12 protein-coding genes are annotated in these 15,166 nt (G+C 68.0%); 7 read left to right on the top strand and 5 right to left on the bottom strand.

All coding sequences use genetic code 11. From position 1 onward, the window contains the following. Nucleotides 1-84: 84 nt before the first annotated feature. Nucleotides 85-3,429: a beta strand repeat-containing protein gene (locus tag ACFQGD_RS01015; protein ID WP_345392322.1), complete on the top strand. Its 3,345-nt coding sequence runs from the start codon at nt 85-87 to the stop codon at nt 3,427-3,429. An 82-nt stretch (nt 3,430-3,511) separates the two neighbouring features. Here the strand turns inward: ACFQGD_RS01015 and ACFQGD_RS01020 are convergent, their stop codons facing one another. Beyond that, on the bottom strand, nt 3,512-3,790 hold the full coding sequence (locus tag ACFQGD_RS01020; RefSeq protein ID WP_345392325.1) for a YciI family protein: 279 nt from the start codon (nt 3,788-3,790) through the stop codon (nt 3,512-3,514). 155 nt (nt 3,791-3,945) lie between these two features. On the opposite strand from ACFQGD_RS01020, the gene ACFQGD_RS01025 reads away from it, so the two are divergent. Further along, a complete protein-coding gene (locus ACFQGD_RS01025) occupies nt 3,946-4,527 on the top strand; it encodes a SigE family RNA polymerase sigma factor (RefSeq protein ID WP_345392327.1) in 582 nt (193 codons plus the stop codon). A 484-nt stretch (nt 4,528-5,011) separates the two neighbouring features. Then, the gene (shbA, locus tag ACFQGD_RS01030; protein ID WP_345392330.1) at nt 5,012-5,740 is read left to right on the top strand and encodes an RNA polymerase sigma factor ShbA; all 729 of its coding nucleotides are present in this window, start codon (nt 5,012-5,014) and stop codon (nt 5,738-5,740) included. Here shbA and ACFQGD_RS01035 read toward each other — a convergent pair. Continuing rightward, nucleotides 5,670-7,130 (bottom strand): FAD-binding oxidoreductase, encoded by a 1,461-nt coding sequence (locus ACFQGD_RS01035; protein WP_345392333.1) that lies wholly within the window; start codon nt 7,128-7,130, stop codon nt 5,670-5,672. The two genes, shbA and ACFQGD_RS01035, sit on opposite strands and share 71 nt — an antisense overlap. Then, a complete protein-coding gene (locus ACFQGD_RS01040) occupies nt 7,127-8,068 on the bottom strand; it encodes a DUF368 domain-containing protein (RefSeq protein WP_345392336.1) in 942 nt (313 codons plus the stop codon). Before ACFQGD_RS01040 ends, ACFQGD_RS01035 begins: the two co-directional genes overlap by 4 nt. Before the next feature lie 207 nt (nt 8,069-8,275). Between ACFQGD_RS01040 and ACFQGD_RS01045 the strand changes: the two genes are divergently transcribed. From ACFQGD_RS01045 to ACFQGD_RS01055, 3 genes are read left to right on the top strand one after another with little or no spacing between them, the layout of a single operon-like run. After that, nucleotides 8,276-8,773, top strand: a complete 498-nt coding sequence (locus ACFQGD_RS01045) for a MarR family winged helix-turn-helix transcriptional regulator (protein WP_345392339.1) — start codon at nt 8,276-8,278, stop codon at nt 8,771-8,773. Further along, nucleotides 8,770-10,359 (top strand): MDR family MFS transporter, encoded by a 1,590-nt coding sequence (locus tag ACFQGD_RS01050; RefSeq protein ID WP_390183405.1) that lies wholly within the window; start codon nt 8,770-8,772, stop codon nt 10,357-10,359. Before ACFQGD_RS01045 ends, ACFQGD_RS01050 begins: the two co-directional genes overlap by 4 nt. A 54-nt stretch (nt 10,360-10,413) precedes the next feature. After that, entirely contained in the window at nt 10,414-11,094 is a 681-nt protein-coding gene (locus tag ACFQGD_RS01055; RefSeq protein WP_345392342.1) for a DedA family protein, read from the top strand. On the opposite strand, the gene ACFQGD_RS01060 is transcribed toward ACFQGD_RS01055, so the two are convergent. Then, nucleotides 11,091-12,173, bottom strand: a complete 1,083-nt coding sequence (locus ACFQGD_RS01060; protein WP_345392345.1) for a glycoside hydrolase family 76 protein — start codon at nt 12,171-12,173, stop codon at nt 11,091-11,093. The two genes, ACFQGD_RS01055 and ACFQGD_RS01060, sit on opposite strands and share 4 nt — an antisense overlap. Before the next feature lie 92 nt (nt 12,174-12,265). On the opposite strand from ACFQGD_RS01060, the gene ACFQGD_RS01065 reads away from it, so the two are divergent. Further along, nucleotides 12,266-14,419 carry a molybdopterin-dependent oxidoreductase gene (locus ACFQGD_RS01065; RefSeq protein WP_345392348.1) on the top strand — a complete coding sequence of 718 codons (2,154 nt, stop codon included), beginning with the start codon at nt 12,266-12,268 and terminating at the stop codon, nt 14,417-14,419. A gap of 38 nt (nt 14,420-14,457) precedes the next feature. Here the strand turns inward: ACFQGD_RS01065 and ACFQGD_RS01070 are convergent, their stop codons facing one another. Continuing rightward, entirely contained in the window at nt 14,458-15,165 is a 708-nt protein-coding gene (locus ACFQGD_RS01070) for a TrmH family RNA methyltransferase (protein WP_345392351.1), read from the bottom strand. Nucleotide 15,166 lies beyond the last annotated feature (1 nt).

The following is a 15,166-nucleotide window of genomic DNA, read 5'->3' on the forward strand; positions in this document are numbered from 1 at the left end:
CCCGAATTCGTCATGGCTACCGCCAGACACCTCTCCCTGCGAAAAATTCGCAACCCCGTAAATCCCAATCAAGGAGTACCTCTAATGCATAAGTGGGCGAAGCGCGGAATTCAGACCGCGCTCGTGACCGGCGGGATGTTCATGCTGGGTACCGGCATCGCATCCGCGGACGAGAACGTTGACCCGGATCGTCCGGCCAGCCCGATCGATGGTGGCATCACCGTCCCGGTCGACATCTCGAACAACAACATGGGCTCCCTCGACGGTGAGCAGCACGAGGCACCCGAGCTGCAGGAGACCATCAGCACGAAGGACGTCACCGACCCGCTGGTCGAGGCCTACGAAGACAGCGACATCGCCGCGAACGACCCCCTGAAGGGCAACCGCGTCAACGCTGACCTCGTCGTGCCGGTGCAGGTGACCAACAACGCCGCCGGCGTGCTTGGCGACGCCGAGACCACCGGCGGTGACTCCACCCAGACCTACGACGGCACCAGCGACATCAAGACGGACGGCAGCGGTGACGCCCTGGCGGGCAACGTCATCGACCTCGACTGGGCCGCTCCGGTGCAGATCGCGAACAACGCGGGCGCGCTCCTCGGTGACGCCAAGACGTCGGGCAACTCCGCCCAGCAGGACACCACCACCGGCGGCAACGTCGAGACGGACGGTGCGGAGGGCACGATCTCCGGCAACATCCTCGCCGGGCAGGCCGCGACACCGCTGCAGGGCAACAACAACGCGCTCGCCGCTGGCGGCACCGCGGAGTCGGACGGCAACTCGGCCGACTCGTCGGCCCACAGCGGTGGCTACCTGGAAACCGACGGTTCCGACGGCGTGCTTTCCGGTAACGCGGGCGGTGGTCCGCTGGCCGCGGCAGGCGGGTTCAACAACAACGCTGGCAGCTGGATCGGCAACGCCGAGACGACGGGCGCCGAGACCGGCACCGGTGCGACGGCCGGTGGCACGCAGACCGGCTTGAACGACATCGACACCTACATCCAGACGAACGGCGAAGGCGGCGTTGGCTCTGGCAACATCGGTCAGCCGCAGGGCGCGGGCAACCTGACCGGGCACGGTGTCGCAGGCACCTGGATCGGCACGGCGGAGACCTCGGGCTCCTCGAGCTCAACCGCGACCGAGGCTGGCGCCTTCTCGAACACCTCGGGTGACGACGGCGTGCTGGCGGGCAACATCGCCGACGCGCCGGTTGCCGCCCCGATCGAGGTCTTCTGCAGCGCCGGTAGCTGGATCGGCATCGCGTCCACAGCGGACTGCGACAACAGCAACTCCGCCGAGGCCGGTAGCGGCACCTACACCTCCGGCACCGGCTCGACCGGTGGCGGCAACGGCGTGCACGCTCCGGTCGGCGCGCCGCTCGAGGCCTTCGGCGTCGGCGGCTCCTGGATCGGCACCGCTGAGGCGGAGGCCACCGAGGACAAGCTGGTCGACGCCGGTGGCTACAACGGCACGACCGGCGACGACTCCACCGTCGGCGGCAACATCGTGCAGACGCCGGTCGCGGCGCCTGGCGAACTGTTCGGCATCGGTGGTGCCTGGGGCGGCTCCGGCTCGGGCACCGCGTCCGAGACGAAGGTCGTCACCTCGGGTGGTGACGGCGACACCTCCGACGACAACGGCACCGGTAGCTCGAACGTGATCGCGACGCCGATCGCGCAGCCGCTGCAGGGCTACGGCATCGGTGGCGCCTGGATCGGTGAGGGTCACGGGCAGGCAAGTGCCGACAACACCACGACCGCCGGTGGCGACTACACCGGCTCTGGCCAGGGCGGCACGCTGTCCGGCAACGTGGGCCAGGTGGCGAGCGCTTCGCCCGCGCAGGCGTTCGGCATCGGCGGCGTCTGGGGCGGCAACGCATCCGGTTCCGCGGAGTCCAGCTCCTCCACCACCGCTGGTGGCGAGGTCAGCGCGGACGGCTCGGAAGGCTCCGGCTCCGGCAACGTCGCGAACGGTGCGCTCGCATTGCCGCTGCAGGGTCACGGCATGGGCGCGTCCTGGATCGGCCAGGCCGACGGCACCGCGTTCAACGTGACGGAGGCCGCCGCTGGTGGCGACGCCGAGACCGACGGCACCGGCGGCTCGCTCGGTGGCAACGTGCTGTACGCCCCGCTCGCCGGTGCGGGCACGGGCTTCGGCAACGCCGCGTCCTTCATCGGCGGTGCGTCGGGTGAAGGCGCCAACGAGGTCGTCTCCGAGGCCGGTGGCGACACCGCGACCTCAGGTGACGAAGGCTCCGGCTCCGGCAACGCGCTCGGTGTGCAGGGGCTGCCCATCGCCCAGGCCTTCGGCAACGCGGCCAGCGTTGTGGCGAACGCCGACGGCGTTGGCACCAACACCACGGACTCGACGTCCGGTGGCGACATCGTGACCTCGGGTGAGTCCGGCTCGCTGTCGGGCAACATCTTCGACGTGCCCGCCGCCGCGGTGGCGCAGGTGTTCGGCAACGCCGCCACGCTGGGTGGCATCTCGCACGGCATCGGCGACAACACCACCACTGGTCAGGCCGGTGGCAACGCGACAACGGCAGGCGACCAGAGCAGCCTGTCCGGCACCAACACCGAGCTGCCGCTCGGCGCGCTGGTGCAGATCTACAACTTCGAGGCCCCGTTGCTCGGCGAGGCGCTGGCTCTCGGCACGAACGTGACCAACATCAACCTGGACAGCCAGGAGCCGCAGATCAATCTGCCGCTCAACGGTTCCGAGATGTCGATCGACAGCGTGCCCGCCCTGAACAAGATGGCAGCGGCTCCGGCCGCCCCGCTGCGTTCGGAGCGTGCTGGTCTGCCTGCCGACGTGAGCCCCGCGCTGCAGCCGATGCCGATCTCGGCCCCGGTCTCGCCGGGCGTCGACATGCCGCTGCCCGCACCTGGCCTGCCCACCGGTGGCGTGCCTGGCGCAGGTGAGCTGCCTGGTCTCGACGGCCTGCCCGGCCTTGACGGTCTGCCTGGTCTCGACGGCCTGCCCGGCCTTGACGGCCTGCCCACCCCGGCTGGCCGCAACCTGCCTGGTGCCGGCGAGCTGCCCGCGCTGCCGACCGACGGGCTCCCCACGGGTGGCCTGCCGACCGACGTCGACGGCCTGCCGGTGCTTCCGGAGCTGTCGGGCGTGGACAACCTGACCGTCCCGGGTGTGCCCGCCACCGGCCGCAACCTGCCTGGTGCCGGCGAGCTGCCCGCGCTGCCGACCGACGGGCTCCCCACGGGTGGCCTGCCGACCGACGTCGACGCGCTGTCGGAGCTGCCGCTGTCGGGCGAGCTGCCCGTCTCGGGCCAGCTGTCGGGCGTGGACATGGCGCTGCCCGGCGTTGACTCGCTGCCCGCGCGGAGCGAGACGACGCAGACCGGCGTCAAGGGGATGTTCGCCAAGTTCCTCGGCCTGCTGACCGGCGGCAAGTCGATCCAGGCCTGATCACTCTCCAAGTGAATGCGCGAAGGGCTTCTTTGGGACGCGAGACGTCTCAAAGAAGCCCTTCGTGGCGTTCGACGGCCGGTCAGCCAGGCACCCACGAGCCGAGGACCGGCTTGAACTCACGCACCGACCGCTCGGCGATGGCCCCCTCCAGGTAGTAGGGGTCCTTGTCGATGATCTGGTGCAACGCGTCGAGGTCGGCGGCTTCGATCAGCACGACGCCGCCGGAGTCGTCCGCGAGGGGGCCAGCGATGGCCACCGTGCCCTGCTCAGCCAGTCCCGCGAGGAACTCGCGGTGCCTCGGCCGAACCTCGGGCATCTTGTCCTGTTCATAACGAATCTCAACCAGGTACCACGCCATGGGAGTGCAAGTTACGCCAGTCGGCGCCGCTGGCAACCGCGCGGTCGTCGAGTCGGACGTCGGAGCGGTGGTCGGCCGTGTGCGCGGCGTGACATCGATGCGCTGTCGATATTCTTGGCCGTATCGGCTTCAACTGGCGGGAAGGGGGAAACGGCATGCCGGAGAGCAGTGCGGAACGCACCGTTGAACGCACGCTCGGTCACCTCCGCGCGGTAGACGCGCCGGATGAGCAGACCGACCCTGGCATGCCGGTCACCCTCGAAGACCTTTATCGAGTGCACCGGATGCGCCTCGTACGGCTCGCGATCCTGCTGGTCGATGAAGCGGCCACGGCGGAGGATGTCGTGCAGGAAGCGTTTGCCGGGCTGCACCGAAACTGGGCGAAGCTGCGCGACGAGGCCGCCGCGATCGGTTACTTGCGTACCGCCGTCGTCAACGGTTCGCGCAGCGTCTTACGGCGGCGCAAGACCGCACGCGAGTATGTGCCGCCGCACGCGGTGACGGCACGTTCTGCGGAAAGCCTCGCCATGCTCTCCACCGAACATCAGGCCGTCGTCAACGCGCTCGGCGTGCTGCCACCGAGGCAGCGAGAAGTGCTCGTTCTGCGCTACTACGGTGGGCTCAGCGAAGCCGAGATCGCCGAGGCGGCCGGTATTTCTAAAGGCACCGTGAAGTCGACGGCGAGTAGGGCATTGGAAGCGTTGCAGCGCGCGATGGCGGAAGCGCAGCACCAGTGAGCGAGTCTCGGCCCGAGTCGGGTGAAAGACCCGGCGAAAGCGACGCTCCGGTGACTGGCGATAGTCCGGAAGAGTTACTCGCGGAAGCGTTGCGCGCCAAGGCGGGCCAAACCGGTAGTAACGCCAGCGCCGTCGCTGACGAATCACAGACAGATAGGATCACCCAGTCGTCAGGTACTGACCAGCGAAATTCGCCTCATTCGGATATACCGGACATCACTATGGGCTGGGTGATGGTGCTCGCTGTGCTTCTTGGGCTGGCAACCGGAGCCCTGATCGGGCTACTCACAGTCGTCTGATTGGTGCGATCCGTCCTGGGTTTTATCCCCCAAATATACGTATGGTGACACTCCGCCGATGCTGTTAGCATGTTTGTGGGGCAAATGCCCGAATCATGTGGGTGAGCCTCTACCACTCTGCGTGGTCCGCGTCGTCCCAGACCCCGACGGCACCTAAGTATCGGTTTGTGCACTTAGGGGTCGAGATGTCTGGCTACAGCGCGAGCATTCCCTTTGGCAATTTCCACGTTCGGCGCACCGCTGCGCCCGCGTCCGCGGTGGCACCAGAGCGCGCGGCGGCAGCGGAGGACGTACCGGCGCCCGCTGAGGGCGAGGTCACCGACCCCTATGCGCCATTGGTCGAGGCGGCCAAAGCGGGTAACCGGTATGCGGCGGACGATCTGCTCGCCGCACTCCGGCCGGTCATCGTGCGTTACTGCCGTGCCCGTATCGGGCGTGCGATGAGCACCTTCTCCTCCGCGGACGACGTCGCTCAGGAGGTATGCCTCGCCGTCCTGACGGCCCTACCGTCGTACCGGTCCAGCGGCGCGAGCTTCCTCGGCTTCGTATACGGGATCGCCACCCACAAGATCATGGACTTCCACCGCAAGTATTCCCGAGACAAGTCGCTGCCAGTATCGGATGTGCCCGACATCGGCATCGAGACCTCTGGGCCTGAACAGCAGCTGCTGCGGGCCGAGCTGGGGCAACAACTGGCCGAGCTGCTCAATACGCTGTCGGACACGCAACGTGAGGTTCTGACACTGCGGCTGGTGGTGGGACTCTCCGTCGCGGAGACCGCGGACGCGATCTCGGTGACCCCCGGCGCGGTCCGAGTGTGCCAGCACCGCGCGTTGACGAAGCTCAGGAACCGGCTGACCGCTCGAGTTGGCTCGCCGGCGTCGGGAACATCGAGAACATTGACTCTGGATTGAACAGGTTCTCCGGGTCTAGTGCTTGCTTGATACTGCGGTGCACCCGCATTCCGACCGGCCCGATCTCGCGCGCGAGCCACTCCTGCTTGATCTTGCCAACGCCATGCTCGCCGGTGATCGTTCCGCCCAGCGACAGCCCGACGTCGAGGATGTCGTCGAACGCCTTGTGCGCGCGTTCCGACTCGTCCACCGAGCTGGGGTCGTAGACGATCGTCGGGTGCATGTTGCCGTCTCCCGCGTGGCCGACGACGGCGATCCGTAGCCCGACCTCGTCCGCGATACGGGCGCATCCGCTGATGAGTTCCGCGATCCTGGTGCGCGGTACCGAGACGTCGTCGGTGAGCCACGTCCCGTAGGTCTCCAGTGCGGTGAGGACCACCCGCCGTGCCTGGAGCAGCATGTTGCCCTCGGCGAGGTCATCGGTCACGTAGGTCATGTCGGCACCCGCGTCGGTGCAGATCTGCTCGATCGCGGTCAGCTCGCGGCGCGCGACCTCGCCGCCGGAGTCCGACTGGCACAGCAGCAGCGCCTCGCAGCCGGAGCCAGCCCCGATGTCGGTCTTGAGGTACGTCTCCGCCGCGTCGATGGACGCCTTGTCCATGATCTCCATCAGCGACGGGACAAGGCCTTCCTTGACCACGCGCGCGACCGCGTCGCCAGCCGCTGCGGTGTCGTTGAATGCCGCGACCAGCGTGCCTGGGGCCTGCGGCAGCGGCTTGAGGGACACGGTGGCCTCGGTGATCACGCCGAGGGTGCCCTCACTGCCGATGAACAGTTTGGTCAGGTCGTACCCGGCGACGCCCTTGACGGTTCGACGGCCGGTCTTGAGCAAAGAGCCATCCGCGAGCACGACCTTGAGCCCGAGTACCGCGTCGGTCGTGACGCCGTACTTCACGCAGCACAGGCCACCAGCGTTGGTGGCGAGGTTGCCGCCGATCGTGCACCAGTCGTAGCTGGACGGGTCCGGAGGATAGAACAGCCCGTTCTTGGCGACGGCGTCCCGGAAGTCCAGGTTCACCACGCCCGGCTGGACGACGGCGAGCCGGTTCGCGGCGTCGATTTCGACGATCTCGTTCATCTTGGTCAGCACGAGTACGACGCAGCCGTCGATCGCGTTGGCCGCGCCGGTCAGCCCGCTGCCAGCGCCACGCGGCACGATCGGCACCCCGGCCGCCGCGCACGCCCGCACCGTCGCTTGCACGCCCTCGGTGTCGGTCGGCATGACGACCGCGAGCGGCGTGCCGTATGGGGCGAGCGGCATCATGTCGCGGCTGTAGCTGTCAGTGACATCGGTGTCCGTGATGACAGCCGAGTGGCCAAGCTCAGCGCGCAGCCGATCGACAAGGGCGATCCCAGAGCCCGTTGTCGTGGGCTCGCTAGCAGTGCTCATGCTCCCACGGTAGTGCGTGGGTGGTCGTTATCGCGATGTGTCGCGTGCTCGATCGCGAGCACGCCGAGCACGATCGCGACGCCGAGCAGCATCAAGCCGACGGTGACGACGACGTCTCCGCTGGGCGCGAGCAGGTGCCGCTCGCCGGATTCCCACGGCTGCCATGGCCACAACGCTCGCAGCGACCCCGCCAGCAGTCCGGTCATGACGACGTGGGTGAGGTGGTGGTGGTGCTCGAGCAGCCACTGCAACAGCTTCACGAACAGCCCAAGCCCAATGAGAGCGCCGAGCGCGAACGTGCCGATGTAGCCAAGGTCGCGGTCGTTGATCGCGTCCATCGTCGTGGTGTAGAGACCGATCGCGAGCAGCATGAACGACCCGGACACGCCCGGCAGCACCAAGGCGCAGATGGCGACGGCCGCCGCCGCCATGACGATCAGCGGGTGCGGCTCGATCTCGGTCGGTGGCAGGCCGGTCAGCACGAAGGTGGCCGCCGCGACGGCGAGCGCGAGCAGGTAGTTCGCCGGGCTCCACGACTGCCCCGAGCCGGAATACGGTACCCACAGCGAGGCGAGGACGAGGCCGAAGAACACCGCGAATGCCTGTTGCGGGTGCTCCTCCACCAGCGGAGCGACCAGCTTCGCCGCGGTGAGCACCGCGATGAACATCCCAATGATGACGGCGATAACCATCGCCCAGTGGACCCGGCGGAACTCCTCGGCGGCACGGGTGGTTCCCCTACCACGCGGCAGATCGCTCACCGCGAATTTGGCACCGGAGATCGTGTGGCCAGCCGAGATGATCAATCTGTCGTAGATGCCGGTGACCAGCGCGACGGTGCCGCCGCTTACCCCGGGAATGACCTCGGCGGTGCCGATGAGCCCGCCCCGGAACGCGTTCAACAGATGAGTACCAACGGATTTGCTCGACGCAGCCACGCGGTCAGCCTACGACCAGTCGTGCGACGGCCTGTCAGGGCGTGCGCCTGTGGGTAGCCGTCCCGTGACGCCGGGGCTGGTGCCCGATCGCCGCGGAGTGGAGATGGCGTTGCTCACAGCAAACTATTTAGCTTGCGCAACGAGTTTTGCGTGCGGCATAGTTGTGTACTGAAATTAGTTGATGTAAGCAAGTAGTTGGGCTGGGTCATGACGGAACTCGCGCGCCAGGAGGAGCTCGACGTCGCCGACGACCTCGGTGTTGAGCTGGTCCGCACCATCCGCCTCCTCGCGAAGGCCAAGGCCAAGCTGTCGTCGATCCCTGGCAGCGCTGACCACAGTTCGTTTCCGATCATCGCGACGTTGGTCTGCGAAGGGCCACGTCGAACGTCAGCGCTGGCCGAGGCGCTACACACCGAGGTCTCCACCATCAGCAGGCAGACCAGCGCGCTGGTGCAGCAGGGCCTCATCGAACGGCAGGCCGACCCCAACGACGGCCGAGCCTGCCTGCTCGCACCGACGGCCGCTGGGCGCGAGCTCTACGAGCTGGCGCGCCAGGAACGCAACCGCTGGCTTGCCGCGACGCTGCGGGACTGGGACGCCGACGACGTTGAGCGGCTCATCGGCCTGCTCACCCGGCTCAACATCGACCTCGCCGACAATCTCGGCGCATCCCACGACCCGACAAGGCAGGGGGAGAAGGCATGACGGCGACAGTGGACAGTGACGACGGCACGCCCTATCCGCGGCGGACCACGCAAGATCCGCCGCTGTTGAGTCATCGCCAGATCCTGACCATCCTGTCGGGCCTGATGATGGGCATGTTCCTCGGCGCGTTGGACATGACCATCGTCTCCACCGCCGTCCGCACCATCGCCGATGATCTCAACGGGCTGAGCCTGCAGGCGTGGATCACGACCTCGTACCTGATCACCGCGACGATCATGACGCCGATCTACGGCAAGCTCTCCGACATCTACGGCCGCAAGCCGCTGTACCTGACCGCGATCTCGGTGTTCCTCCTCGGCTCCATGGCGTGCACACTGGCGACGTCGATGTACCAACTCGCCGCCTTCCGCGCCGTGCAGGGCCTCGGTGCCGGTGGGCTGATGTCGCTTGGCATCACGATCATCGGTGACATCGTTCCCGCGCGGGAGCGGGCCCGCTACCAGGGCTACATCGTCGCGGTGTTCGGCACGTCCAGTGTGCTCGGCCCGGTGATCGGCGGGTTGTTCGCCGGGATGGACTCCTTCCTCGCCGTCGATGGTTGGCGCTGGGTGTTCCTTGTCAATGTCCCGATCGGCATCGCGGCGCTGTTCGTCGTCGCGAAGGTGCTGAACGTGCCGCACGAGCGCCAGCACCACCGCATCGACTGGTGGGGCGCGGCGGCGCTGGCGACCGGTGTGGCACCACTGCTGCTTGTCGCCGAGCAGGGCCGCGACTGGGGATGGACGTCACCACACGCGCTGATCTGCTACGCCGTCGCGACCGCGGGCATCACGGCGTTCATCCGGGTCGAGGCCGCGATGGGCGACGCCGCGCTGCTGCCGTTGCGGCTGTTCCGCAACCCGACGTTCAGCGTCGCGATCGGCGCGAGCGCACTGGTCGGTGTCGCGATGTTCGGCTCGATGACGCTGATCCCGCAGTACCTGCAGATCGTGCAGGGCTTCAGCCCCACTGAGGCCGGTCTGCTGACGCTGCCGCTGATGGGCGGGATCATGGTCGCGACCACGATCACCGGTCGCTACACGTCGGCGACCGGCAGGTACAAGATCGCGCCGGTGATCGGGACGCTCCTGATCTCGCTGGGCACGCTGCTGCTTGCGCAGGTCGAGTGGGACAGCCCGGTCTGGCAGCCGATGGTCTACATGGGCGTGATCGGCATGGGGCTCGGTGGCTGCATGCAGACGCTGGTCGTCGCGGTACAGAACGCGGGCCCGCGTACCGACATGGGCGTCTCGACGGCGTCGGCGACGTTCTTCCGCCAGATCGGTGGCACCCTTGGTGTCGCGGTGTTCCTCTCGATCCTGTTCAGCACGCTCACCAGCAACGTGCGGGCGGCGTTCGCCGAACTCGGGCTGCCAGCCGCGGCGGCGAGCGCGGGCGACCGGAACATCATGGTGGACTCGTCGTTCCTCAAGAGCATGCCGGTCGAGCAGGCGAAGCCGTTCCTGATCGGGTTCACCGACTCGATCAACACGGTGTTCTACGTCGCGGCCGCCGTGGCGTTCGCCGCCAGTATCGTCGTCATGACGATGCGTGAGATTCCGCTGCCCGACGCGCGGCGACAGTAGAAATTCACCCGTAGGACGGCGGCACGACCTTGGCGCAACGTACCCTTAGGGGTCGTGAGTGTCGTGCAGGCCGCAGCGGCCGAGGTAGGTGTCGGCTGGCTGTCGAACGCGGGCCCAGCCCTGGTATGGGTCATCGTGCTTAGTTTCATTTTCCTTGAGTGCGCGGTGATTCTCGGCCTGTTCCTTCCCGGCGACTCGCTGCTGTTCGTGGCGGGTGTTGTGCTGGCCAGCCACCAGGCGGAGGCGAGCGCGTGGTGGCTCTCGGTGGTCGCGTTGCTGGTGGCGTCGGTGGCGAACCAGGTCGGTTACTACATCGGACACAAGAGCGGTACCGCGTATATCGCGCGCAGGGGCGGCAAGATACTCAGCAGGGAAAAGCTCGACAAGGCCCGCGATTTCCTAGACCGCAAGGGCTTTTTCGCCATCGTGGCCGCGCGCTGGATCCCGTGGATACGCACGTTCGCTCCGCTGATCGCCGGCGCGGCGGGCATGAACCCGCGCCGGTTCGCGCTCGCGACATTCGTCGGCGCCGTGCTGTGGGTGCCGACGCTGGTGCTGCTCGGCTACTACGCCGCTGACGTCTTCCGCTCGATGCCGTGGTTGCAGACGACGGCGGTGTGGGCAGGCGTCGTGTTCCTCGTCGGGGGCACCGCCTACGGCATCTGGCAGTACCGGCAGGAAGTACGCAAGCCGATCGCTGAGCAGCGCACGCCACTGCCGAGCGGTTCGCGCTAACGCCGGAGCGCGGCCGCGGCCTCGAGTACCAGCCAGCCACCGACCTGCACCGACAGCTCCCGCGACGGCCGCTGCTCCCCCTTCGCGGGCACGGTCGCTTGCTTCGCCCAATCCGGCCCGAACAGCGGACCGTGCGCGAGCGCGGCGCCCTGCCAGCAGGCCTCCGCGGAGGCGAGGACGATGTCCCGAGCGGTGTCGGCGGCCGTGCGTTGCGGCAGTTCGGACGCGGCGAGCGCGAGGTACCGCGCGCAGATGCCGGAGAACAACCCGCCGTCGCCGCCACCGTGTCCCCGCAGCACACCGTTGGGCGCGAGCTTCATGGCGATCGCGTCGATGGTGCGTTCCGCCCGCTCTCGCCAGAGCGTGCCGGAATCGGTGCGCGCCAACTCGACGCAGCCACCGAGGTAGACGCCCTGACAGTAGGTGTAGATCCGCTTCACCAGCTCACCGACCTCGCCGGTGTCCCGGTCGATGCGCAGCCCGTCGAACACCAGCCCTGTCGTCGGGTCGACGAGCGTGTCGGTCAGCCATGTCATGATCTCCGTGGCCCGCGCCTTCTCACCGGTTCGAGCCAGCAGGATGGCGGCGGGACCGTTGGCTGGCGCGTTCTTGTACCCGTCCCCACGCCGCCACCAGATGCCGCCACCACCGTCCGGTGTCCACGCGATGTGGAGTTGCTCGGTGAGTTCGGTCAGCGCATCGTCGACGTCTAGGCCTATGACGTCCTTCGCGCGGTGCAGCGCGAGGCCGAGCCACGCCATGTCGTCGAAGTAGTTGTTGGTCCAGCTCAGCCGGTTACGGAGGTGGATTCCGGTGATCAGGTTGCTGATCAGCCCTGCCCGCCGCGCGGACGGCGCGCGCAGTTGTGCGTCGATGAGGCAGTCCAGCAGGTGTGCCTGCCACCAGTAGTTCCACGTCCGGTGCCAACGCTGCTCCCGGGTCGGCGGCCAGCCGTTCCTGCCTAGCGCGGTGCGAGGAAGGCACCACAGCCTGACGACGTGCCTGCCGAGGACGGCGTCTTCCGCCGCGGCTGCGCGATCGGCGAGGTGATCCACATGATCACTGTGCCACGCCGCCACGATCGGCCACCTCCGAAAGGCGTAGCTCGCGATGGTGACGCGGAATAGTGTTGGGTGACTGCTAAATTCCGCCACCGACAGCGAGGTGCGTCATGCCAAGAACCGCCCATGTCACCTGTCCGCTGTGTGAGGCGACCTGCGGGTTGTCCGTCACCCTGGATGGCCCCGATGGTTCCGACGTCACCGAGGTCAGGGGCGATCGCGACGACGTCTTCTCGCGCGGCTTCATTTGCCCGAAGGGCGTCTCGCTCGGCGCGCTGCATGCCGACCCCGACCGGCTGCGGGCGCCACTCATCAAGCGGGACGGCGAGTTCGTCGAGGTGAGCTGGGACGAGGCGTTCGCGGAGATCGACGCGCGACTGCGGCCGATCATGGCGGAGCACGGCAACGACGCGCTCGCGATCTACGCGGGCAATCCGTCTATCCACAACGTCTCCACAACCCTCTACGGGCCGGTGCTGTACCGGGCGATCAGCACGAAGAACTTCTTCAGCGCCAGCACGGTCGACCAGATGCCCAAGCACTACACGTCCGGATACCTGTTCGGTGCACCGTTCGCCATCCCGGTCCCGGACATCGATCGCACGCGGTACCTGCTGATGCTCGGCGCGAACCCGTTGGTGTCCAACGGCAGCCTGATGACCGCGCCGGACATGCGCGGCAGGCTGAAGGCGCTGCGGGCGCGCGGCGGCAAGCTGGTCGTCGTCGACCCGAAGCGCACTCGCACCGCCGAGGCGGCCGACGAGCACCACGCCATCCGGCCCGGCACCGACGCGCTGCTGCTGTTCGCGCTGGTGAACGTGCTATTCGAGCGGGACCTGGTTTCGTTGGGCGCGCTCGAGGATCACACCAACGGCGTGGCCGAGCTGCGCGCGTTGGCGGAGCCGTTCACGCCGGAGGCGGTCGCCCCGGACGTTGGCATCGACGCCGAAGCGATCCGACGGCTGGCCGTCGAACTGGCATCGGCTGACCGCGCGGTCGTCTACGGCCGTATCGGTACAACGACGCAGGAGTTCGGCACCCTGGCGAGCTGGCTGGTCGACGTCCTCAACGTGCTGACCGGCAACCTCGACCAGCCAGGCGGCGCCATGTTTCCGTCACCCGCCGCGAGCGCGCCCGGCAGCAGCAAGCCGTTTCGGCACGGGCGGTGGCGCAGCCGAGTGCGCGGGCTGCCCGAGGTGTACGGCGAGCTGCCGGTGGCGACGTTGGCCGACGAGATCGAGACGCCGGGCGATGGCCAGGTCAGGGCGCTGTTGACGGTCGCGGGCAATCCGTGCCTGAGCGCGCCGAACGCGGAACGTCTCGACGCCGCGCTCGGCCAGCTCGACTTCATGGTGTCGCTCGACGTCTACCTCAACGAGACCACCCGACACGCCGACGTCATCCTGCCTGGCCCGTCGCCGCTGGAACGCCCGCATTACGACCTGGCGTTCTACCAGCTTTCGGTTCGTAACGTGGCGAACTGGACGCCCGCGGCGATGCCGTCCGATCTGCCGCAGGAGTGGGAGACCCTGTTGCGGCTACTCGGCGTCGTCACCGGTCAGGGACCGAACGCCGACATCGCCGCGCTAGACGATTTCGTGGCCGGCGAGTTCGCGCGGCGGACCGGTGCCGACGTCGCGTCGGCCGCGGGTCGCGTCGGCCCGGAGCGTCTGGTGGATTTGCTGCTGCGGTCGGGACCGTACGGGCTCACCCTCGCTGATCTGGAGGACGCGCCGCACGGCGTCGACCTCGGCCCGCTGATGTCACGGTTGCCGGACGCGCTGAAGACCGCGAGCGGCAAGATCGAGCTGGCGCCGGAGTCGATCACCTCCGACGTGCCCCGGTTGGCGGCGCGGCTGGAAGACGTCCCGAATGGACAGTTCGTGCTGATCGGTAGGCGGCAGCTGGCGTCGAACAACTCTTGGATGCACAACCTGGAGCCGTTGGTACGTGGGTCGAACCGTTGCACGGTGCAGGTACACCCCGACGACGCGGCGGGTATCGGGCTCACCGACGGCGCGCTGGCGAAGGTGTTCTCCGCGGCGGGCACGGTGGAGTTGCCGGTCGAGATCACCGACGTGCTGCGCCCCGGTGTCGTCAGCATCCCGCATGGGTGGGGCCACGACGTCGACGGCGCTCGGACGTCGGTGGCCGCCGCCCACGCCGGGGCGAATACGAACGTGCTCACCGACGACGGTCCGCTCGACGCGCCCACCGGCACCGCCGTCCTCAACGGCATCCCGGTGCAACTCGCCCCGGCATAATCCGGGCGGTTCCGGCAAGGTGGGTGCGGAGCCAGGTCTTACCAGGCCTGGCCCAGGTCCGCGTGCTGGGTGATCCAGGTGTGCATGACGATGCCCGCCGCGACGCCCGCGTTGATCGACCGGGTGGAGCCGAACTGCGCGATGGATACCGACAGATCGGCTGCGTCGCGTGCCTCGGCGGACAGTCCCGGCCCCTCCTGGCCGAACAGCAGCACGCACCGGCGCGGCAGCGTCGCCGTCTCGATGCGGCGCGCACCATGGGTGTTGTCGACCGCGACGATGGTGAGGTCTTCCGAGCGGGCGAAGGTGACCAAACCGTCGACGTCCGGGTGGTGGTGTAGGTGCTGGTAGCGGTCGGTCACCATCGCGCCGCGCCGGTTCCACCGTCGCCTGCCGACGATGTGCACCGCGGCGGCAGCGAAGGCGTTCGCCGTGCGGACGACGGTGCCGATGTTGTGGTCGTGCTGAAAGTTCTCGATCGCGACGTGGAACGGATGCCGCCTGCGGTCCACATCGGACACGATGGCCTCGCGTCGCCAGTACCGGTACGGGTCGACGACGTTACGGCGGTCGCCGTGTTCCAGTAGTTCAGGGTCGTAACGCTCGTCGGTCGGCCACTCGCCCTCCCACGGCCCGACGCCGACTTCGTCCGGTCGCGTCCACTCGGTCGGGCCAGCCGCGTCGGGGCCAGGACCGGAGGCGGCGTCCGGACCAGTGCCGCCGTGCTCGTGCGGGCCGTGAGTCACC

Source organism: Haloechinothrix salitolerans, from assembly GCF_042662605.1.
Classification (GTDB): domain Bacteria; phylum Actinomycetota; class Actinomycetes; order Mycobacteriales; family Pseudonocardiaceae; genus Haloechinothrix_A; species Haloechinothrix_A salitolerans.

Bases quoted from the DNA above. Each gene is read 5' to 3' on its own strand.
- ACFQGD_RS01045 (WP_345392339.1), top strand. From the start codon at position 8,276: ATGACGGAACTCGCGCGCCAGGAGGAGCTCGACGTCGCCGACGACCTC.
- ACFQGD_RS01050 (WP_390183405.1), top strand. From the start codon at position 8,770: ATGACGGCGACAGTGGACAGTGACGACGGCACGCCCTATCCGCGGCGG.
- ACFQGD_RS01065 (WP_345392348.1), top strand. From the start codon at position 12,266: ATGCCAAGAACCGCCCATGTCACCTGTCCGCTGTGTGAGGCGACCTGC.
- ACFQGD_RS01020 (WP_345392325.1), bottom strand. From the start codon at position 3,790: ATGGCGTGGTACCTGGTTGAGATTCGTTATGAACAGGACAAGATGCCC.
- shbA (WP_345392330.1), top strand. From the start codon at position 5,012: ATGTCTGGCTACAGCGCGAGCATTCCCTTTGGCAATTTCCACGTTCGG.
- ACFQGD_RS01025 (WP_345392327.1), top strand. From the start codon at position 3,946: ATGCCGGAGAGCAGTGCGGAACGCACCGTTGAACGCACGCTCGGTCAC.
- ACFQGD_RS01015 (WP_345392322.1), top strand. From the start codon at position 85: ATGCATAAGTGGGCGAAGCGCGGAATTCAGACCGCGCTCGTGACCGGC.
- ACFQGD_RS01035 (WP_345392333.1), bottom strand. From the start codon at position 7,130: ATGAGCACTGCTAGCGAGCCCACGACAACGGGCTCTGGGATCGCCCTT.